The 20,348-nt window shown below is 67.1% G+C and carries 19 protein-coding genes, 2 tRNA genes and 1 pseudogene; 12 read left to right on the top strand and 10 right to left on the bottom strand.

The window, feature by feature from the left end; translation table 11 throughout:
• Positions 1-471: pseudogene (locus VBO01S_RS25735) on the bottom strand (Ivy family c-type lysozyme inhibitor); the annotation flags it as partial.
• 21 nt (positions 472-492) lie between these two features.
• Positions 493-1,140 (bottom strand): endonuclease III, encoded by a 648-nt coding sequence (nth, locus tag VBO01S_RS25730; RefSeq protein WP_062480730.1) that lies wholly within the window; start codon positions 1,138-1,140, stop codon positions 493-495.
• 176 nt (positions 1,141-1,316) lie between these two features.
• Here nth and VBO01S_RS25725 point away from each other — a divergent pair, with 176 nt between their 5' ends.
• A complete protein-coding gene (locus VBO01S_RS25725; RefSeq protein WP_062480728.1) occupies positions 1,317-2,504 on the top strand; it encodes an aminotransferase-like domain-containing protein in 1,188 nt (395 codons plus the stop codon).
• Between the two features lie 9 nt (positions 2,505-2,513).
• Here the strand turns inward: VBO01S_RS25725 and VBO01S_RS25720 are convergent, their stop codons facing one another.
• A complete protein-coding gene (locus tag VBO01S_RS25720) occupies positions 2,514-2,741 on the bottom strand; it encodes a hypothetical protein (RefSeq protein ID WP_062480726.1) in 228 nt (75 codons plus the stop codon).
• 57 nt (positions 2,742-2,798) lie between these two features.
• Here VBO01S_RS25720 and VBO01S_RS25715 point away from each other — a divergent pair, with 57 nt between their 5' ends.
• The gene (locus VBO01S_RS25715) at positions 2,799-3,125 is read left to right on the top strand and encodes a DUF6172 family protein (protein ID WP_062480723.1); all 327 of its coding nucleotides are present in this window, start codon (positions 2,799-2,801) and stop codon (positions 3,123-3,125) included.
• Between the two features lie 7 nt (positions 3,126-3,132).
• On the opposite strand, the gene VBO01S_RS25710 is transcribed toward VBO01S_RS25715, so the two are convergent.
• Genes VBO01S_RS25710 through mfd form a run of 3 tightly spaced genes read right to left on the bottom strand, consistent with a single transcriptional unit; the run spans position 3,133 to position 8,386 of the window.
• Positions 3,133-4,197 (bottom strand): Ldh family oxidoreductase, encoded by a 1,065-nt coding sequence (locus tag VBO01S_RS25710; RefSeq protein ID WP_062480721.1) that lies wholly within the window; start codon positions 4,195-4,197, stop codon positions 3,133-3,135.
• The gene (serB, locus tag VBO01S_RS25705; protein ID WP_062480719.1) at positions 4,194-4,907 is read right to left on the bottom strand and encodes a phosphoserine phosphatase SerB; all 714 of its coding nucleotides are present in this window, start codon (positions 4,905-4,907) and stop codon (positions 4,194-4,196) included. Before serB ends, VBO01S_RS25710 begins: the two co-directional genes overlap by 4 nt.
• Positions 4,904-8,386, bottom strand: a complete 3,483-nt coding sequence (mfd, locus tag VBO01S_RS25700; RefSeq protein ID WP_062480717.1) for a transcription-repair coupling factor — start codon at positions 8,384-8,386, stop codon at positions 4,904-4,906. Before mfd ends, serB begins: the two co-directional genes overlap by 4 nt.
• Before the next feature lie 118 nt (positions 8,387-8,504).
• On the opposite strand from mfd, the gene ispD reads away from it, so the two are divergent.
• Both ispD and ispF read left to right on the top strand, forming a co-directional pair.
• Positions 8,505-9,218, top strand: a complete 714-nt coding sequence (gene ispD / locus VBO01S_RS25695) for a 2-C-methyl-D-erythritol 4-phosphate cytidylyltransferase (RefSeq protein ID WP_062480715.1) — start codon at positions 8,505-8,507, stop codon at positions 9,216-9,218.
• A complete protein-coding gene (gene ispF, locus VBO01S_RS25690) occupies positions 9,215-9,703 on the top strand; it encodes a 2-C-methyl-D-erythritol 2,4-cyclodiphosphate synthase (RefSeq protein WP_062480713.1) in 489 nt (162 codons plus the stop codon). Before ispD ends, ispF begins: the two co-directional genes overlap by 4 nt.
• Before the next feature lie 15 nt (positions 9,704-9,718).
• On the opposite strand, the gene VBO01S_RS25685 is transcribed toward ispF, so the two are convergent.
• A complete protein-coding gene (locus VBO01S_RS25685) occupies positions 9,719-11,140 on the bottom strand; it encodes a sensor histidine kinase family protein (protein ID WP_062480711.1) in 1,422 nt (473 codons plus the stop codon).
• Positions 11,141-11,217: 77 nt separating this feature from the next.
• Positions 11,218-11,949, bottom strand: coding sequence for an osmolarity response regulator transcription factor OmpR (gene ompR / locus VBO01S_RS25680; RefSeq protein ID WP_007837017.1), 732 nt, complete (start codon positions 11,947-11,949; stop codon positions 11,218-11,220).
• A 95-nt stretch (positions 11,950-12,044) separates the two neighbouring features.
• Here ompR and VBO01S_RS32055 point away from each other — a divergent pair, with 95 nt between their 5' ends.
• Both VBO01S_RS32055 and VBO01S_RS25675 read left to right on the top strand, forming a co-directional pair.
• Positions 12,045-12,482 carry a hypothetical protein gene (locus tag VBO01S_RS32055; protein ID WP_223301309.1) on the top strand — a complete coding sequence of 146 codons (438 nt, stop codon included), beginning with the start codon at positions 12,045-12,047 and terminating at the stop codon, positions 12,480-12,482.
• A gap of 54 nt (positions 12,483-12,536) precedes the next feature.
• On the top strand, positions 12,537-13,244 hold the full coding sequence (locus VBO01S_RS25675; RefSeq protein ID WP_062480709.1) for an SIMPL domain-containing protein: 708 nt from the start codon (positions 12,537-12,539) through the stop codon (positions 13,242-13,244).
• Positions 13,245-13,308: 64 nt separating this feature from the next.
• Here VBO01S_RS25675 and VBO01S_RS25670 read toward each other — a convergent pair whose 3' ends face one another.
• Entirely contained in the window at positions 13,309-14,079 is a 771-nt protein-coding gene (locus VBO01S_RS25670; protein WP_062480732.1) for a 3-hydroxybutyrate dehydrogenase, read from the bottom strand.
• Between the two features lie 68 nt (positions 14,080-14,147).
• Between VBO01S_RS25670 and VBO01S_RS25665 the strand changes: the two genes are divergently transcribed.
• From VBO01S_RS25665 to rimO, 6 genes are all read left to right on the top strand, one after another.
• Complete coding sequence (locus VBO01S_RS25665) at positions 14,148-15,110, top strand: alpha/beta fold hydrolase (protein WP_255221199.1); 963 nt, start codon at positions 14,148-14,150, stop codon at positions 15,108-15,110.
• 58 nt (positions 15,111-15,168) lie between these two features.
• Positions 15,169-17,358 (top strand): RelA/SpoT family protein, encoded by a 2,190-nt coding sequence (locus VBO01S_RS25660; protein ID WP_062480706.1) that lies wholly within the window; start codon positions 15,169-15,171, stop codon positions 17,356-17,358.
• Between the two features lie 38 nt (positions 17,359-17,396).
• Positions 17,397-17,473 (top strand) — tRNA-Val (locus tag VBO01S_RS25655).
• Positions 17,474-17,740: 267 nt separating this feature from the next.
• Positions 17,741-18,064: a hypothetical protein gene (locus VBO01S_RS32050; RefSeq protein ID WP_223301311.1), complete on the top strand. Its 324-nt coding sequence runs from the start codon at positions 17,741-17,743 to the stop codon at positions 18,062-18,064.
• Positions 18,065-18,133: 69 nt separating this feature from the next.
• Positions 18,134-18,694, top strand: a complete 561-nt coding sequence (gene phaR, locus VBO01S_RS25645) for a polyhydroxyalkanoate synthesis repressor PhaR (RefSeq protein WP_062480702.1) — start codon at positions 18,134-18,136, stop codon at positions 18,692-18,694.
• 82 nt (positions 18,695-18,776) lie between these two features.
• Positions 18,777-20,183: a 30S ribosomal protein S12 methylthiotransferase RimO gene (gene rimO / locus VBO01S_RS25640; protein WP_062480701.1), complete on the top strand. Its 1,407-nt coding sequence runs from the start codon at positions 18,777-18,779 to the stop codon at positions 20,181-20,183.
• 84 nt (positions 20,184-20,267) lie between these two features.
• Here the strand turns inward: rimO and VBO01S_RS25635 are convergent.
• Positions 20,268-20,346 (bottom strand) — tRNA-Leu (locus VBO01S_RS25635).
• Positions 20,347-20,348: the final 2 nt, after the last annotated feature.

Below are 20,348 nucleotides of genomic sequence, written 5' to 3'. Positions count from 1 at the left end.
CGGCGCCGCGGCGCGTGCCGGACCGTCGCAGCGCCAGTAGCGTGGCTTCATCAGCTCCGACCCCAGCTGGCCCATGACCGGCTTGTCGGCCTTCAGCGTGATCGACTGGCCGCGCGCATCGCGAAAGACCAGGAAATTCATCATCGCGTTGTCGCCCTTGCCCACGCGGCTCATCAGCGCCACGTCGAAGTTCGGCGGCGGCGGCTGGTTGCCGAAGAAGCTGTGCGCCGTGTCTGGCTGGCGGCCGACGACGCGGCGCTTGCCGCGCTCGGCGATCAGCATGTCTTCGCGCACCTGCAGCGTCGGTGCCGCTGCGTCGGCGCAGTTGGCGGACCAGCGTCCGCCGTAGAGCGCCATCGTCTCCGGCGGCAGCACGCCGTCGCGCGACCATGCGGCGCCCGCGCTGCACAGCGCTGCGAGAAAGAGGAGGGCGGCGGAAGGCGTCTTCTTGAAAATCGTTGTCGTCGTCATGTGCGATGTGTGTGATGCCGCTCAGGCGGTCTTGGGGGCCGGTGTCTTGGGCTTGAACGAGCAGAAGGTGGAGACCGCGCATTCCCAGCAGCGCGGCTTGCGCGCCACGCAGACATAGCGCCCGTGCAGGATCAGCCAGTGGTGCGCGTGCAGGCGGAATTCGGGTGGGATGCGCTTTTCGAGCTTGAGTTCCACGTCCAGCGGCGTCTTGCCGGGCGCAAGCCCGGTGCGGTTGCCGATGCGGAAGATGTGCGTGTCGACCGCGATGGTCTCCTCGCCGAAGGCCACGTTGAGCACCACGTTGGCCGTCTTGCGCCCCACGCCCGGCAGCGCCTCGAGTTCGGCGCGCGTGCGCGGCACCTCGCCGCCATGCAGCTCGACCAGCATGCGGCAGGCCTCCATCAGGTGCTTGGCCTTGCTGCGGTACAGCCCGATCGTCTTGATGTACGACTCCAGCCCTTCCACCCCGAGGTCGAGGATCGCCTGCGGCGTGTTCGCCACCGGATAGAGCCGCCGCGTCGCCTTGTTCACGCCCACGTCGGTGGCCTGCGCCGACAGCAGCACGGCGGCCAGCAGTTCGAAGGGCGTGGTGTATTCGAGCTCCGTGCGCGGCTCGGGGTTGGCGGCCTGCAGGGTGGCGAAAAAGAGGGGGATGTCGGATTTTTTCATGGATCGTGGTGGCCACCGTTCACGGCGTGGGGGCTCGCGGGGTGCATGCCGTGGAAGGCAGGGCGAGCACCGGCGTTTGCGGCGATGGATGCAATATATCGTCGAAAAGCCATGGCCCTACGCAGCTTTCCTGCCCGGGCTTTCGCGACAATGACGCCCAGAAAGTGAGACTGACCATGCAATTCGCCTCCCGCCTCGACAACGTCGAAACCTCCGCCATCCGCGAACTCTTCAAGCTGCTGGGCAAGCCCGGCATCATCAGTTTTGCGGGCGGCTTTCCCGACAGCGCCATGTTCGACGTCGAGGGCCTGAAGGAGGCGAGCCAGAAGGCGCTCACCGAAGAGGCCGGCGGGGCCCTGCAGTACGGCGCTACCGAAGGCTACGAGCCGCTGCGCAACCAGCTCAGTTCCTTCATGAAGACCAAGGGCGTCGACGTGGACCCGAGCGGCCTGATCGTCACCACCGGCAGCCAGCAGGCGCTGGACCTGCTGGGCAAGACCATGATCTCGCCCGGCGACAAGGTGATCGTCGAAGGCCCGACTTTCCTGGCCACGATCCAGTGCTTTCGCCTGTACGGCGCGCAGCTCATCAGCGCGCCCATCGACGCCAACGGCGTGAAGACCGACGAGCTCGAGAAGCTCATCGCCGAGCACAAGCCCAAGTTCGTCTACCTGATCCCCACCTTCGGCAACCCCAGCGGCGCCATGCTGAGCCTGGAGCGCCGCAAGAAGGTGCTCGAGCTGGCCGTGAAGTACCAGACGCTGATCGTCGAGGACGATCCCTACGGCGACCTGTACTTCGGCGAAGCGCCGCCGCCGTCGATCATGTCGCTGAGCAAGGACGTGCCCGGCAGCCGCGAGCTGCTCGCGCATTGCGGCAGCCTGAGCAAGGTGCTGAGCCCCGGCCTGCGCATCGGCTGGATGATCGCGCCGCCCGAGCTGCTGGCCAAGGCCACGATGTGCAAGCAGTTCAGCGACGCCCACACCAGCACCTTCGCGCAGGCCACGGCCGCGCAGTACCTCAAGAGCGGCCGCATGCCCGGCACGCTGGCGCATGTGCGCGAGGTCTACGGCCAGCGCGCGCAGGCCATGGGCGCCGCGCTGAAGCGCGAGCTGGGCGATGCGGTGAGCTTCACGCAGCCCAACGGCGGTTTGTTCTTCTGGGCACGCCTGACGGGCGCCAACGGCAAGCTGGCCGATGCCAACGAGCTGGCCAAGCGTGCGATCGAGAAGCTGGTGGCCTTCGTGCCCGGCGCGCCGTTCTTCGCGGAGAAGCCCGATGTGGCGACGCTGCGCCTGAGCTTTGCCACGGCCGACATCGAGAAGATCGAAGAGGGCGTGAAGCGCCTCGGCCAGGCCCTGTAACGCCGAGGTTCAGGGGGACCGGTGCAGCCGGGGCGCTGCCAGCAGGTCCAGGTTGTCTGAAATGGCCGCATCCACGTTCGGATAGCGGCCTTTCATTTTGGAGAGCGTCATGATGGTCTGCAGTGCCTTCAGGTCCTTGACCGACGGCGCGACCTTGATCTGCGCAATGGCCGCCGAGGCGTTGCCGCCGTTCACCAATGCCATCACCTTGCTTGCCCAGTCGTTTGCGCGTGCCATGTCTTCACCTGCTTTCCATTTGAACCGCCGACTTTACACAGCGGGTTACCATCACCCATGAGAAAAACCTTCCAGCTTCAGGTCGAGGGCAAGCACCCCGACCGTCTCCTCGAAGCCGTCAAGCACGAGATCCGCAAGTACATCAAGCGCGAGCGCCGCCGCGACCTGCCCGAAGGCGCCGACTTCTGGGACTTCGACTGCCGGTTCGGCACCGCCCAGGAATCCGCCGAAACCATCCACCTCACGGCCATCACCGGCCTCATCGACGGTGTGGTGAAAGAGGGCGGCAAGCAGTTCTACATCGAGATCCTGGCCAAGCCCGGCAAGCGCCAGCCGCGGCCCGCGGGCGCGCCCGAGCACACCGAGAACGACGACGAGGAGTAAAACCCCGTCAGATCAGCGCCTGCGCCAGCCGCAGGCCATGCCGCTGCTCCGCTTCCTGCAGCGAGCGCGCAATCGACGGGTGCAGCCGCACCCCGTTCGCCGATTGCGCTTCCCGACGCTTCAACCCGCCTTCACCCGGCAGCCGCACAGGCCTGGCCGGGTCGATGGGCGCGTTGTCGCGGCATTTCTCGGCCACGTGGTCCATCTGGCGCAGGAAGGCCTCCTTGCCGCCGAAGGCGTGCAGGTCATGCAGCGTGAGGTGCACCGTCGCGCCCCAGCCCTCGGGCGGGTCGGCGCGGCCGTGGCCCGCGAGGCCGGCCGTGAGCGTCTCGACCAGCAGCGCCATGCCGTAGCCCTTGTGGCCGTGGCTCAGCCCGCCGACCGGCAGCAGCGTGCCGGGCGGCAGGTCGAACAGCACCTGCGGGTTGTTCGACGGCTTGCCGGCCGCATCGATCAGCCACTCCTCAGCGAAGGTCTCGCCGGCCGCGCGCTTGCGGTTGCTCATGCCGTTGGTGGTGATCGAGGCCGAGATGTCGACCATCACGCCGCCCTGCGAGAGCGGAAAGCCCATCGCCAGCGGATTCGGAGTGAACACCGCCTGCGTGCCGCCGAAGGGCGCGACGCTGGCGGTGTTGGGGTCGGAGCAGGCCAGCAGCATCAGCATGTCTTCCTGCAGCGCGCGCAGCATGTAGACCGCGAGGCAGGCGATGTGGTGGCTGCGGCGGATCACGAGCGAGGCCGTGCCCAGCTCGCGCGCACGCGGCACCAGCAGGTCCATGCCTTGGTCCATGAGCCAGGGGCCGGGCAGGCGCTTGCCGTCCCACAGCACGGCGGCAGGGCGGTCGGACAGCACCTCGGGCGCGCCGTCGCGCGTCATGCCGCCCGATTCGATCTCTTTCACATAGCCGGCCAGCAGCGCAAGGCCGTGCGTGTCGTGGCCCAGCAGGTCGCCTTCGACCAGCGTGCGCGCCACGCTGTCGGCCATCGAGGCCGCGAGCCCCGCTTTCTGCAGCAGGGCGCTGGCGTAGTCGCGCAGCGCGTCGGCGCGGTACAGCGGGGCGGCCTCGGTCATTTCAGGATTTCCAGCACGCGGTCGAGCCCGCCTTCGTTGATCGCCACCATGGCCTGCTCGCGCACCTTCGGCTTGGCGTGATAGGCCACCGACAGCCCGGCCTCGCCCATCATCGGCAGGTCGTTGGCGCCGTCGCCCACGGCGATGGTTTCCTGCGGCGAGATGCCCATGAGGGATGCCACTTCGAGCAGCGTGCGGCGCTTTTCGGCGCCGTCGCAGATGTCGCCCCAGCTTTGCGTCACGACCTGGCCGGTGAGCTGGCCGTCGGCTTCGTCGAGCAGGTTGGAGCGCGCGAAGTCGATGCCCAGCCGGTCCTTCACGCGGTTGGCGAAGAAGGTGAAGCCGCCCGACACCAGCAGCACCTTGAGGCCCGCCTTCTTGCAGGCCGCCACCAGTTCGGTGGCGCCGGGGTTGAGCTTCAGGCGCTCGTCGTACACCTGCTGCAGCGCGGCCACGGGCACGCCCTGCAGCAGCGCCACGCGGCGGCGCAGGCTTTCCTTGAAGTCCTTGATCTCGCCGCGCATCGTGGCCTCGGTGATCGCAGCCACCTCGGCTTTCTTGCCGACGGCATCGGCGATCTCGTCGATGCATTCGATGTTGATGAGCGTCGAGTCCATGTCGAACGCGATCAGCTTGAAGTCGGCGAGCTTCAGCGGCGGCTTCACGCGCTGGAGGACGAGGCCGGGGGAGATTTCTGTCGTAGCGCTCATGCGGGGGCGGTTTCCTTGACGAGGGGTTGTCCGAGACTGCGCAGCACGTCGCGCACCATCTGGGCGCGGTCCTTCGGCTCCTTGAGTTCGCGCTCGATGCGCAGCTTCTCGTTGCCGGCGAGCTTGATGTGCTTGTTCTTCTGGATCAGCTGGATGATGGCCATGCCGTCCACCGGCGCGTCCTTGCGGAAGGTGATGTTGATGATGCCCGGCGCCGCGTCGACCTTGACCACGCCGTAGGGCCGCGCGAGCACGCGCAGGCGGTGCGTGTCGATCAGCGTCTGGGCCTGCGGCGGCAGCTTGCCGAAGCGGTCGACGATTTCTTCCAGCAGCGTGTCGATCTGGTCGGGGTTCTTCGCGGTGGCGAGCTTCTTGTAGAACGACAGCCGCAGGTGCACGTCGCCGCAGTAGTCGTCGGGCAGGAGGGCGGGGGCGTGCAGGTTGATCTCGGTCGTGACCGACAGCGGCGAGAGCAGGTCGGGCTCCTGCCCGGCCTTCAGCGAGCGCACGGCTTCGCTGAGCATCTCGTTGTAGAGCTGGAAGCCGATCTCCATCATGTTGCCGCTCTGGTTCTCGCCGAGCACCTCGCCGGTGCCGCGGATCTCGAGGTCGTGCATCGCCAGGTAGAAGCCCGAGCCCAGCTCTTCCATCTGCTGGATCGCCTCGAGCCGCTGCGAGGCCTGCTTGGTCAGGCCCTCGGTGTCGGGCACCATGAGGTAGGCATAGGCTTGGTGGTGCGAGCGGCCGACGCGGCCGCGCAGCTGGTGCAGCTGCGCCAGGCCGAACTTGTCGGCGCGGCTCATCACGATGGTGTTGGCGGTGGGCACGTCGATGCCGGTCTCGATGATGGTCGAGCACAGCAGCATGTTGTAGCGCTGGGCCACGAAGTCGCGCATCACGCGCTCCAGCTCGCGCTCGGGCATCTGGCCGTGCGCCACGGCGATGCGGGCCTCGGGCAGGATTTCTTCGAGCTTCTGGCGCCGGTTCTCGATGGTCTCGACCTCGTTGTGCAGGAAGTAGACCTGTCCGCCGCGCTTCAGCTCGCGCAGCACGGCTTCGCGGATCACGCCCGTGCCCTCGTTGCGCACGAAGGTCTTGATGGCCAGGCGGCGCTGCGGCGCGGTGGCGATCACGCTCAGGTCGCGCAGGCCTTCGAGCGCCATGCCCAGCGTGCGCGGAATCGGCGTGGCGGTGAGCGTGAGCACGTCGACCTCGGCGCGCATCGCCTTCATCGCCTCCTTGTGGCGCACGCCGAAACGGTGCTCCTCGTCGATGATGAGCAGGCCCAGGTTCTTGAACTTGACCGACTGCGAGAGCAGCTTGTGCGTGCCCACCACGATGTCCACCTGGCCCTCGGCCAGGCCCTTGGCGGCGGCCGTGATTTCCTTGGCGGAGCGGAAGCGGCTCATCTCGGCGACTTTCACGGGCCACTTGGCGAAACGGTCGACCAGCGTCTGGTAGTGCTGCTCGGCCAGCAGCGTGGTGGGCGCCAGGAACGCCACCTGCTTGCCGCCGGTGACGGCGATGAAGGCAGCGCGCAGCGCGACCTCGGTCTTGCCGAAGCCCACGTCGCCGCACACGAGGCGGTCCATCGGCTGGGGCGAGATCATGTCCTGCACCACGGCGTGGATCGCGGCCTTCTGGTCGGCGGTTTCCTGGAAGCCGAAGTCGTTGGCGAACACCTCGTAGTCGGCCGGCGAGTAGCGGAAGGCATGGCCCTCGCGCGCGGCGCGGCGGGCGTAGATGTTGAGCAGCTCGGCGGCGGAGTCGCGTACCTGTTCGGCGGCCTTGCGCTTGGCCTTTTCCCACTGGCCGGAGCCCAGCTTGTGCAGCGGCGCCTCGTCGGCGCTCACGCCGGTGTAGCGGCTGATCTGGTGCAGCTGGCTCACGGGCACGTAGAGCGTGGCCTTGTCGGCGTACTCCAGGTGCAGCATTTCCTGCAGCAGCGGCTTGCCGTCGGCGCCCGTGCCCTGGCCCAGGTCCATGTGGATCAGGCCGCGGTAGCGGCCGATGCCGTGCGCGGAGTGCACCACCGGATCGCCCACGTTGAGTTCGGACAGGTCCTTGATCAGCGCTTCGACGTCGCTGACCTGTTCCTGCTTCTTGTTGCGCCGGCGCGTGGTGGGCGCGGTGGCAAACAGCTCGGTCTCGGTGACGAAGTCGATCGCTTGTTCGCGCCACGCGAAGCCCGAGGCCAGCGCGGCGGTGGCGATGCCGATCTTTTCGTCGCCCGAGGCTTCGAACTCGGCCAGCGAGTCGAAGGCCGGCGGGTTCACGCCGCTGGCGCGCAGGAAGTCGAGCAGGCTCTCGCGGCGGCCGTCGCTCTCGGCGATCAGCAGCACACGGTGCGGCGTGGCGGCGATGTGGGCCTTCAGGCCGACCAGCGGGTCTTCGGCGCCGCGCACGACGGCAAAGGGCGGCAGCTTGTCGAACTCGGCGTAGGGCGCATCGGTGGCGATGTCGCCGCGGATGGCGAGCTGCGCATGCGGCTTGGCACGCTGGTAGAACTGCTCGGCGTTGAGGAACAGCGCGTCGGGCGGCAGCGCGGGGCGTTCGGGGTCGCCCTGCACCAGGCGGTAGCGCTCGTTGGTGTCCTGCCAGAAGTGCTGGAAGGCGGGTTCGAGGTCGCCGTGCAGCACGACGGTGGCGTCGGGGCCGAGGTAGTCGAACACCGTGGCCGTCTCGTCGAAGAACAGCGGCAGGTAGTACTCGATGCCGGCGGTGGCCACTCCGTTGCCCATGTCCTTGTAGATGCGGCTCTTGGTCGGGTCGCCCTCGAGCAGTTCACGCCAGCGGCTGCGAAAGCGCGCGCGGGCGTCGTCGTCCATCGGGAACTCGCGGCCTGGCAGCAGGCGCACCTCGGGCACGGGGTACAGGCTGCGCTGGGTGTCGGGGTCGAAGGTGCGGATGGAGTCGATCTCGTCGTCGAACAGGTCGACGCGGAACGGCACCAGGGAGCCCATGGGGAACAGGTCGATCAGGCCGCCGCGCACCGCGTACTCGCCCGGGCTCACGACCTGCGTCACGTGGCTGTAGCCGGCCAGCGTGAGCTGGGCCTTGAGCTTGGACTCCTGCAGCTTCTGCTTGGCCTTGAACTGGAAGGTGTAGCCGGCCAGGAAGGCCGGCGGCGCCAGCCGGTACAGCGCGGTGGTGGCAGGCACCAGCACCACGTCGGCCTCTTTCTGGCTGATGCGCCACAGCGTGGCCAGGCGCTCGCTGATCAGGTCCTGGTGCGGCGAGAAGCTGTCGTAGGGCAGCGTTTCCCAGTCGGGGAAGAGGGCGCAGCGCAGCTCGGGCGCGAAGAAGGCGATTTCGTCGATGAGCCGCTGGGCGTCGTTCGCGTCGGCGGTGAACATCGCGGTGGCGCGACCCGCGGCCTTCTCGCGCATGCCGAGCTGGGCCAGCATCAGCGCATCGGCCGACAACGGGGGACGCGGCAGCGTGAAACGCTTGCCCGCCGGGAGAAGGGGGAGGTCCATGGAGCGGTTCGAAAAATGCACGACACCCCGCGCCGGACGGCGAGGGGTGTGCGAATGTCAATTCTAGAATGGCGGCCCCTTATCCGCTTGTCGGCCATCGGCCCGTGCCGCACCCTCCATGTCTTCTTCCCGTTTCTACGTGCTGATCCCCTGTGCCGGTTCCGGCCACCGCGCCGGCGGCGCGCAGCCCAAGCAGTACCGGCGCCTGGCGGGCCAGTCGATGGTGGCCCACACGGTGGACGCGTTCCGTGCGCTGGCCGGGCGTTTCGCGGGCGTGGCCGTGGTGGTGTCGCCCGACGACCGCGAGGTACAGACGGCGCTGCCGCGCTTCCCCGTGACCGGCGAGTACCTGCTGCGCGTGGGCGGCCTGACGCGCGCCGCTTCGGTGCGCAACGGCCTGGCGGCGCTGCGCCAGAAGGGTGCCGGGCCGCACGACTGGGTGCTGGTGCACGACGCGGCGCGCTGCCTGGTCACGTCCAGCCAGATCGAGGCGCTGATCGCCGCCTGCGAGCACGATGCCGTCGGCGGCCTGCTGGCGCAGCGGCTGGCCGACACGCTGAAGGTCTCGTCGACCGACAGCCGCTCGACCCAGACCCTGCCGCGCGCCGACAAGTGGCTGGCCCAGACGCCGCAGATGTTCCGCATCGGCATGCTGCTCGACGCGCTGGAGCGCGTGGGCGACGTGGTGACCGACGAGGCCAGCGCCATCGAGACCCTCGGCCTGGCGCCGCTGCTGGTGCCCGGCAGCGCGCAGAACTTCAAGGTCACCTTCCCCGAAGATTTCGCACTGGCCGAGGCGGTGCTGCTCGGCCGCAAGAAGGCCATGGCATGACGACACCGTTCAACATCCGCATCGGCGAAGGCTGGGACGTCCACCAGCTGGTGACGGGGCGCAAGCTCATCCTGGGCGGCATCGAGGTGCCGCACACCACCGGCCTGCTCGGGCATTCGGACGCCGACGTGCTGCTGCACGCCATCACCGACGCGCTGCTCGGCGGTGCTGGGCTGGGTGACATCGGCCGGCATTTCCCGGACACCGACGCCCAGTTCCGCGGCGCCGATTCGGCCGTGCTGCTGGCCGAGGCGGCGCGGCGCGTGCGCGCGGCGGGCTGGGAGATCGGCAACGTCGACAGCACCGTGATCGCGCAGGCGCCCAAGCTGGCGCCGCACATCCCGGCCATGTGCCAGCGCATCGCCGACACGCTGGGCATTGCGCTCGATCAGGTCAATGTGAAAGCCAAGACGGCCGAGAAGCTCGGCCCGGTGGGCGAGGGGCGGGCAATGGAAGCCCGCGCCGCGGTGCTGCTGCACCGCTGAACCCGGGGTTCTTCTTCAGGCGACCTGTTTCTTGCCCGGCACCTCACCGGGCTTGCTGCTGCCCGCCGGCATCGCGCGGGGCATCCGGATGTGGGCTGCGAGGCCCCGGCCCGGCGTGCTGGTGAGCGCGAAGGTGCCGCCCATGCGCTCGATGTTCTTCGCCACGATCGACAGCCCCAGGCCGGCACCGGCCGCCGAGGTGCGCGCCGCGTCGCCGCGGAAGAAGGGTTTGGTCAGCTGCACGAGCAGGGCGGGCTCGACGCCCGCGCCGTGGTCGCGCACCTTGATCAGCACCGCGTCGTTGTTGGCCTGCGCCTGGATCGTGACGTCCGCCACGCCCGTCGACGGCGTCTTGCCGTAGCGCCGCGCGTTCTCGACCAGGTTGGAGATCACGCGCGTGAGCTCCACCTCGTCGCCCATCACCTTCAGGTCGGCGGGCACGTCGACGTGGATGTTCATCTCTTCGTAGTCCTGCACGGCGTAGGTGCAGGCGTCGATCACGTCGCGCAGCAGCACCGGGCGCTGGTCGACATGGTCGGGGCGGGCGTAATCGAGGAACTTGTCGATGATCGCGTCGAGCTGCGCGATGTCGGCAGCCATGTGGTCGCGCGCGTCTTCGTCGGCCACGCTCATCTCGGTTTCGAGCCGCAGCCGCGCCAGCGGCGTGCGCAGGTCGTGCGAGATGCCGGCCAGCATGATGGCGCGGTCCTGCTCGATCTTGGCGAGCTGGTCGGCCATGCGGTTGAAGCCGATGTTCACCGCGCGGATCTCGTTGGTGCGGGCGCGCTCGTCGAGCCGGTGCGCCTCGTACTCGCCCTCGCGCACCTGCAAGGTGGCGCGCGACAGCTGCTTGAGCGGCAGGTTGATGAGCCGCGTGATCAGCGCCGCGCCCGCGAGCGACAGCGCCATCGCCGTGCTGAGCCAGACCAGCCAGGTGCGCCCGCCCACGCGGCTGAAGCGCGTGGGGTCGAGCAGCAGCCAGTAGGTGTCGCTCTCGATGGTGAAACCGATCCACAGGCCCGGCTCGTCGTTCACGCGGCTGGCCACCGTGGTGCCTTCGCCCAGCTGGGCGATCAGCTCTTCGGTGACGCGCTCGTCGAGCGCGCCGCTGGTGTAGGGCTGGAAGCGGTCGTTGGGCTCGCGCGGCAGGATGCGCACGCCTTCCTGGTCGGCCAGCGTCTTGATCAGCGAGACCCGCGTGATCGCATCCGAGTACACCAGTGCTGCGCGCGTGAGGTTCACGAGCGAGGCGATCTGGTGTCCGGTCTGGATGGCACGCGGCTCGTATTCGAGCGAGCGGAAGGTCTGCAGCCAGGCGACCGTGCAGCCGATCAGCAGCAGCGCAAGCAGGAAGAAGGTGCGCCAGAAAAGGCTGAAACCCAGCTTGAGGCCGGGGCGGCGGTCACGCTGCGCGCTCGCTTCGAGCGGGCTCGGCATCGTGACCTGTGCCCCGTCCTCCTGGGCCGGGTCAGGTCGGGCGGAATGGAGGCCGATGGCCACCTCTCAGCGGATCGTCAGGCCGTGCCGTCCGGCACGAACACGTAGCCCACGCCCCAGACGGTCTGGATGTAGCGCGGCGCCGCGGCGTCGGACTCGACCAGCTTGCGCAGGCGCGAGATCTGCACGTCCAGGCTGCGGTCGAAGGGCTCGAATTCGCGCCCGCGTGCCAGCTGGGCCAGCTTTTCGCGCGACAGCGGCTGGCGCGGGTGGCGCACCAGCGCCTTCAGCATCGCGAATTCGCCGGTGGTCAGCGAGAGTTCTTCGCCGTCCTTCTTCAGGGTGCGCGAGCCGAGGTCGAAGGCGAACGGGCCGAAGGTGACGGTCTCGTTCTCGGTGGAGGGGGCGCCGGGCGCCTCGAGCGGCGGACGGCGGCGCAGCACAGCGTGCACGCGGGCCAGCAGTTCGCGCGGGTTGAAGGGCTTGCCGAGGTAGTCGTCGGCGCCGACTTCGAGACCGACGATGCGGTCCACGTCCTCACCCTTGGCGGTGAGCATGATGATCGGCGTGCGGTCGTTGGCGGCACGCAGACGGCGGCACACGGAGAGGCCGTCTTCGCCGGGCATCATCAGGTCGAGCACGATCAGGTCGACCGTGTCGCGCAACAGGATGCGGTTGAGCGCCTTGCCGTCCTCGGCCACGATCACTTCGAATCCTTCCTGCGTCAGGTAGCGGCGCAGCAGGTCGCGGATGCGGGCGTCGTCGTCGACGATCACGATCTTGTCGGTGCGAGCGGGAACTTGAGTCATTTCTACAACGTTGAATTTGTAACAGCGCCGATTCTGAAGGCGTTAGGACCCCATTGCTGCCGAATTCCGTAGTGGTTGACACTAAGTTACACAACTTGCGGCCGCTCGCCGTCTGGTCATCCGGGCTTTGCCCGGCGGTGGCACAGTCCGTGCTGCCTTATGACGATTGCGCGATGAGACCTTCTTTTTCTGCCTTGCCTCTGCTTTTTTTCGCATGCGCCTGTGGTGCGACGTCCGTCGCTTCCGAAGGGTTTTTGCGGGTCAGTGAAGGGCGCCGCAGCGAAGTGCGCGATGCCGTGGCCGCGCACCGGGCGGCCCAGCGGGAAGAGCAGCGCCGCGGCGAAGCGCTGGCGGGGCGCCGTCTCACGGCGGGCGAACTCTTCGAGTTGAGGCAGCAGGTCCGGGGGCAGTGGGTGCCTGCGGGAACGGGTGTTCTTCTGAATTCGGCAGAATCACAGCCTGCCGAGCGCATCGTGCCGGTACCGCAGCCCGTCGCCAGTCCGCAAACCGCGCCGCGCAGCCTGCGCCACTGAAGAAGAAGGCGCGGGCGAGGGCTTTTCCTCGCATCCACCAGGGAGAAATCTGTCTTGAAGACTGTTCAATTGATCGCGGCCTGCGCCGCGCTGACCTTTGCCGGCGCCGCCTTGGCCCAGAATGCCGTCATGCCTGCTCCACAAAACGTGCTCCAGCTGTCGGCCTCCGGCACCGTCGAAGTTCAGCAAGACCTGCTGAGCATGACCCTCGTCACCACGCGCGACGCCGCCGAGGCGGGCACCGTGCAGACCCAGCTCAAGACGGCGCTCGATGCCGCGCTGGCCGAGGCCAAGAAGAACGCGCAGCCGGGCCAGCTCGACGTGCGCACCGGCAACTTCAGCCTTTCGCCGCGCTACACCAAGGACGGCAAGATCAACGGCTGGCAAGGTTCGACCGAGCTCGTGCTCGAAGGCCGCGATTTCGCGCGCATCACCCAGACGGCCGGGCGCATCAGCACGCTCAGCGTGGGCAACGTCGGCTTCGGCCTGAGCCGCGAACAGCGCGCCAAGACCGAGACCGAGGCGCAGAACATCGCCATCGACAACTTCAAGCAAAAGGCCGGCGAGCTGGCCAAGGGCTTCGGCTTCGGCGGCTACACGCTGCGCGAGGTGTCGGTGAACGCGAACGACAGCGGCCCGATCCGTCCGCGCGTGATGGCCATGCAGGCCAAGTCGTTCTCGGCCGCCGATTCGGCCGTGCCGGTGGAAGCGGGCAAGACCAGCGTGGTCGTGAACGTCTCCGGCTCGGTGCAGCTCAAATAAGAAGACAAAGAGCGCAGCGCCGGCGGGCGAGTGCCGCCGGCGTTTTTTCGTTGTCTCTGTTTATTTACTGAGCCGTCCAGCCGCCATCCATGGCCCAGGCGACGCCCCGCACCTGATCGGCCGAGGGAGAGCTCAGGAAGACGGCCAGCCCGCCCAGTTGCTCGACCGTCGTGAACTGCAGCGAGGGCTGCTTTTCTCCCAGCAATTCGTTCTGCGCCTGGAGGGCCGAAATGCCTTCGCGGGCCGCGCGGTCGTCAATCTGCTTTTGCACCAGCGCCGTGAGCACCCAGCCCGGGCTGATCGCGTTGCAGGTGACGCCGGTGGTGGCGGTTTCGAGCGCCACGGACTTGGTCAGGCCGACGATGCCGTGCTTGGCTGCGACATAGGCCGACTTCTGCGCCGAGGCCACGAGCCCGTGCGCCGACGCCACGTTGATGATGCGGCCCCAGTTGGCCTCGCGCATCGCGGGGATCGCCAGGCGCGTCGTGTGGAAGGCGCTCGTGAGGTTGATCGCGAGGATCGCGTCCCAACGTTCGGTCGGGAAGTCCTCGACCTTGGCGACGTGCTGGATGCCGGCGTTGTTGACGAGGATGTCGACGCGGCCGAACTTCGACGCGGCGAAGTTCATCATGTCCTCGATCTGGTCGGGCTTGCTCATGTCGGCCCCGTGGTACTCGGCACGCACGCCGAGTGCCTCGATCTGGGTCTTTGGGGTGTCGGCGTCGCCGAAACCGTTGAGCACGATGTGTGCGCCCTGTTGGGCCAGCGCCTTGGCGATGGCGAAGCCAATGCCACTGGTGGACCCCGTGACAAGCGCGGTTTTGCCTTTGAGCATGAAGATCAATCTCCGGATGAATTAGGATGCAACGAGACCATTATCCGCACCCGAACCCCTCCGTTTCCATGACAGAACCGACCCTTCACGACGTGGCCTGCAACGACGCCCAGGGCGGTCATCGCATGGCCTATTGGCAATGGGGTGACGCGCAGAGCGCACATGTCGTGATCTGCGTGCACGGGCTGACCCGGCAGGGGCGCGATTTCGACGTGCTCGCGCAAGCCATCGTGGCGCGCGCGGGCGGCGACGTGCGTGTGGTCTGTCCCGACGTGGTCGGGCGCGGCCGCAGCGACTGGCTGCGCGACCCTGCTTTCTATCAAGTGCCTGTGTACGCCGCCGACATGGTGGCGCTGATCGCGCAGTTGCACGGCGAGCATCCCATCGACACGCTCGACTACGTCGGCACCAGCATGGGCGGGCTGATCGGCTTCGTGCTGGCCGGCCACAAGGAGCTGCCGCTGCCACGGCCCATTCGCCGCTTCGTCGCGAACGATGTCGGCCCCACGGTCGAGCCCGCCGCCATCCAGCGCATCGGCGCTTATGTGGGCAAGAGCGGCCAGTTTTCGAGCGTGCAGGCTGCGGCCGATGCGATGTGGGCCCTGTCGACCACCTTCGGGCCGCACACGCCCGACCAGTGGCGCGCGCTGTCGCAGCACATGGTGGTGCCGGCTTCTGAGCGCAGCGCCGACGGTGCCGCCAAGACCGCCAAGACCGCCAGTGCCGGCCCGGTGGGCGAGGGCGCCTGGGTGCTGCACTACGACCCGGCCATCGGCGTGCCGCTGCGCGCCATCACGCCCGAGATCGCGGCGCAGGGCGGGGCGGTGATGTGGAGCCTGTACGACGCCATCGAGGCGCGCACGCTGCTCACGCGCGGCGCGGTGTCCGATCTGCTGTCGCCCGAGACGGCGGCCGCGATGACGCAGCGCGGGCCGCGTGCCACGCTCGTCGAGTTCGAGGGCGTGGGGCACGCGCCGACTTTCGTCGATCCCGCACAGGTCGCCGTCGTCACGAATTTCCTGTTCGATTGAGGGCATCGTGAAGCGAGAGTCTGCGAACCTTCAGACGGCACCCCTGTCCGACGGCGTCATGGTCGATTACCCGCTGTCGGCCGCCACGGCCGATCGCTCGCCGGTCATGGAGAACATGCTGGCGCGCGCCCGCGCGTTCGCCGAACCGCTGATCGCCGACGAAAAACTCGACACCGGCGAGAACACGCTGGCGCACGCCGATGCGGTGGCCGCCATCGTCGCGAAGATGGGCGGCTCCGAGGCGATGCAGGCCGCGAGCTACCTCGTGTATTCCTGCCAGCACCTGAACCGCCCGCAGGAAGTGATCGCCAAGGTTTTCGGCGACAACTTCGCAGCGCTCGCGGTCGAGACCACCAAGCTCGTGCGCGTGCAGGAGCAGGCGCGCACCGCCTCGCAAGGGCACCACGCCGAAGGCGCCGGCGCGCAGACCGAGAACGTGCGCAAGATGCTGCTCGCGTTTTCGCGTGACCTGCGCGTGGTCATGCTGCGGCTGGCCTCGCGCCTGCAGACGCTGCGGCACGCGGCGGCCAGCAAGCAGCCCGCGCCCGAGAGCGTGGCGCGCGAGTCGCTGCAGGTGTTTGCACCGCTCGCGAACCGGCTGGGCATCTGGCAGGTGAAGTGGGAGATCGAAGACCTCTCGTTCCGCTTTCTCGAGCCCGAGACTTACAAGCTGATCGCGCGGCTGCTCGACGAGAAGCGCATCGAACGCGAAGGCCATGTCGAGCAGTTGCGCTCGCAGCTGGAGCACGAACTGCAGGCCGAAGGCGTCAAGGCCACGGTGCAGGGACGCCCGAAGAACATCTACAGCATCGTCAAGAAGATGCGCGGCAAGTCGCTCGACTTCGAGCAGGTCTTCGACATCCTCGCGCTGCGCGTGGTGGTGCCGGACGTGAAGGACTGCTACGCCGCGCTGGCCTGGGTGCACTCGCACTTCCAGCCCATCGACGAGGAGTTCGACGACTACATCGCGCGGCCCAAGCCGAACGGCTACCAGTCGCTGCACACGGTGGTGCGCGAGATCGTCGATGGCAAGGTGGGCAAGCCGATCGAGATCCAGATCCGCACCGAGGAAATGCACGACCACGCCGAACATGGGGTGGCCGCGCACTGGGCCTACAAGGAAGCGGGCCACAAGGGCTACGCCGGTGTCTGGGCGAGCGGCGAGTACGACGCCAAGATCGCCGTGCTGCGCCAGCTGCTGGCCTGGGAGCGCGACCTGTCGGGCGGGCTGCAGGGGCAGGGACTGTTCGACGACCGCATCTATGTGCTCACGCCCGATGCCGCCATCGTCGAGTTGCCGCAGGGCGCGACGCCGGTCGACTTCGCCTACACGGTGCACACGACGCTGGGGCATCGTTGCCGCGGTGCGCGTGTCGATGGCGCGATGGTGCCGCTGAACACGCCGCTGTCGAATGGGCAGACGGTCGAGATCATGGCGGCCAAGGAAGGCGGTCCGTCGCGCGACTGGCTGAATGCGGAGCTGGGTTATCTGGCGAGCCACCGCGCACGCGCGAAGGTGCGCGCCTGGTTCAACGCGCAGATCACGCACGAGACCGTGGCGCGCGGGCGCGAGGCCGTCGAGAAGCTGCTGCAGCGCGAAGGCAAGACGGCCATGCGGCTCGAAGACCTGGCTTCGCAGCTCGGCTTCAAGTCGGCGGACCATCTGTTCGAGGTGGTCGGCAAGGACGAGTTTTCGCTGCGCAACATCGAGACGCTGCTGCGTCCGCCCGAGCCGGCGCTGAATCCCGACGACGGCGTGCAGATCAAGAAGGCGCGCGGCAGCGAGAAGTCGGGCAAGGGCGGCGTGCTCGTGGTGGGCGTGTCGTCGCTGATGACGCAGCTCGCCAAGTGCTGCAAGCCGGCGCCGCCGGATGCGATCCGCGGCTTCGTCACGCGTGGTCATGGCGTCAGCGTGCATCGCGCGGATTGCAGCAACTTCCGCACGATGGCTGCGAAGGATGGCGAGCGCGTGATCGATGTCGAATGGGGCCTTCCGAAGAAGGGCGCGGATGCACCGGTCTACGCAGTGGATGTGGCTGTGGAAGCGGCCGACCGCCAGGGCTTGCTGCGCGATATTTCCGATGTGTTCGCACGCGAGAAGATGAACGTGATCGGCGTGCAGACGCAGTCGATCAAGGGCACGGCGTGGATGACGTTCACTGTGGAAATCGCCGATGCCGCGCGTTTGACGCAGGTGTTGAGTGTGGTGACTGCAGTGACTGGTGTGCGATCTGCACGTCGGCGCTGAAAAGGGCCATTTCTCCTGCTATACTCGATGCTTCTCTTAGGCGCGTAGCTCAGTTGGTTAGAGCACCACCTTGACATGGTGGGGGTCGTTGGTTCGAATCCAATCGCGCCTACCAAATTCAAACACGGGTTGCAGCGATTTCGCTGCAACCCGTTCGTCGTTTGGGCGACGTGTTTGTCTCTGGATTCGCCCGGTCGTCCCGAGTGATCGGCACAAGCGAAAAACCCTTTCACGGGCGGCCCTTCGCGTAGTGCAGGCAAGGTGCCTGAGCCATGTGGTTGTGCTACCTTGAGCGGTCTGCCAACCTTCTCGAATTTCCTTGATAAGCGATCTGATGAATACGCGATCAACGTCTGTTGATCGGGCGCACGCCGACCACCGCGTGGCCGCATTGCTCAAGCAGGCCCCTCTTGAATTCGCACGCGCGGTCTATGGCATCAATGACCTTGCCGCTGGCCGCGCCGACACCATGGCCGCACGCGAAGTGGCGCGTGCGCAACGACAGGGCATGCCGGTGACCGAGGAGCGCGCCGAGCAGCGCGCACGCGCCTATCTTCCGACGGCGGGGCAGGAGCATTGCCCCCGGTGCTGGGTTGTCTACGGGCAGAAGATCCCGCTGCGATTCAGGCTGTCGACCCCGGAGCGTCCCGAAACTGCAGCGTGTCATGCGTGCGGTGCCGAGTACGCGACGGCGCCGGACGCCTGAAGAAGAATCACGGTCAGGGTAAACCTTGTCGCGATGCAGCAAAACCGCTCCCTAGAATCATCCGATGACATGGGCGTCCATGTGAAGGAGTCTGTAGTGCAGAGCAAGAAGTCCGGGGTGAAGCCGGTCCAGCGTGTGATCAAGAAGTACCCCAACCGACGGCTCTACGACACGGAGACATCCACGTACATCACGCTGACCGAGGTCAAGCAGCTGGTCATCAAGAACGCGCAGTTCGTGGTGCGCGACGCCAAGACCGGCGACGACCTCACGCGCAGCATCCTGCTGCAGATCATCCTGGAAGAAGAGGCGGGCGGCGCGCCGATGTTCACCGAGCAGGTGCTGGCCAACATCATCCGTTTCTACGGCCAGGCCATGCAGGGCTACATGGGCCCGTACCTCGAGAAGAACATCCAGGCCATGACCGAGATGCAGGCCCAGCTCGCCGAAAAGGCCGAAGGCCTGACGCCCGAGATGTGGTCGCGTTTCATGACCATGCAGTCGCCGATGATCCAGGGGCTGATGGGCAACTACGTCGAGCAATCGAAGAACGTCTTCCTGCAGATGCAGGAACAGATGCAGAAAAACACCGAGCAGGTGCTGGGCGCCTTTGGCATCAAGCGCCCCTGAGCGCTGCGCGGCGGCCCGCCCGAATGGGGTGACTGCCCGATGAATGCCCCGCTGTCACCGATAGCTGGGACAATAGAGGCCTATGAGCGAAGTTGCCTCCCCTGAACGTACCGTCACGCCGACCGCCCCCAAGGTCGGCTTCGTCAGCCTTGGTTGCCCCAAGGCCTTGACCGATTCCGAATTGATCCTGACCCAGCTGAGCGCCGAGGGCTATCAAACCGCCAAGACTTTCGAGGGCGCCGACCTCGTGATCGTCAACACCTGCGGCTTCATCGACGATGCCGTGAAGGAAAGCCTGGACACCATCGGCGAAGCGCTTGCCGAGAACGGCCGCGTGATCGTCACCGGCTGCCTGGGCGCCAAGACCGGTGACCAGGGCGGCAACCTCGTGCGCCAGATGCACCCCAGCGTGCTGGCCGTCACCGGTCCGCATGCCACGCAGGAGGTGATGGATGCGGTGCACGCCAACCTGCCGAAGCCGCACGATCCGTTCATCGATCTCGTGCCGAACACCTTCGGGGTGGCCGGTCTCAAGTTGACGCCGCGGCACTACGCCTACCTGAAGATCAGCGAAGGCTGCAACCACCGCTGCACCTTCTGCATCATTCCCTCGATGCGCGGCGACCTGGTCTCGCGTCCGGTGGGCGATGTGCTCAGCGAAGCCAAGGCCCTGTTCGAGGGCGGCGTGAAGGAACTGCTGGTGATCAGCCAGGACACCTCGGCCTACGGCGTCGACGTGAAGTACCGCACCGGCTTCTGGGATGGCAAGCCGGTCAAGACCCGCATGCTCGAGCTCGTGCGTACGCTGGGCGAGATCGCCGAGCCGTATGGCGCCTGGGTGCGCCTGCACTACGTGTACCCCTATCCGAGCGTCGACGAAATCATTCCGTTGATGGCGAGCGGTCTGGTGCTGCCGTACCTCGACGTGCCGCTGCAACACAGCCATCCTGACGTGCTCAAGCGCATGAAGCGGCCGGCCAGCGGCGAGAAGAATCTGGAGCGGATCGCGCGCTGGCGCGAGACCTGCCCCGAGCTCGTGATCCGCAGCACGTTCATCGCCGGGTTCCCGGGCGAGACGGAGCAAGAGTTCGAGCACCTGCTCGACTTCATCCGCGAAGCCGAGATCGATCGTGCGGGCTGTTTTGCCTACAGCCCGGTCGAGGGCGCTACTGCCAATGACATTCCGGGCATGCTGCCCGAGGCCGAGCGCGAAGCGCGCCGCGCCCGCTTCATGGAAGTGGCCGAGGCCGTGTCGATCGCCAAGCTGCAAAAGCGCATCGGCTCGACCATGCAGGTGCTGGTCGATTCAGCGCCGGCGCTGGGCCGCAAGGGCGGGGTGGGGCGCACGTACGCCGATGCACCGGAGATCGACGGCACTGTTCGCCTCCTGCCACCCGAGAAGATCAGCAAGACGATGAAGGTCGGCGAGTTCACGCGTGCACGCATCGTGGGCGCCGAAGGCCACGACCTGATCGCGTTGCCCGTTTGATGCGCCTGATTCAAACGGCCAAGAAAAAAGCCACCGGAGGCCGGTGGCTTTTTATAGAGGACCTGGTAAGGGTCTGTTCAATCTTGGTGCCCAGAAGAGGACTCGAACCTCCACGATGTTACTCGCTAGTACCTGAAACTAGTGCGTCTACCAATTCCGCCATCT

This window comes from Variovorax boronicumulans NBRC 103145 (assembly GCF_001591345.1).
In the GTDB taxonomy this organism is placed as follows: domain Bacteria; phylum Pseudomonadota; class Gammaproteobacteria; order Burkholderiales; family Burkholderiaceae_C; genus Variovorax; species Variovorax boronicumulans.
Note: the sequence above shows the minus strand (reverse complement) of the source record. Positions and strands in the feature narration are given on the sequence as shown.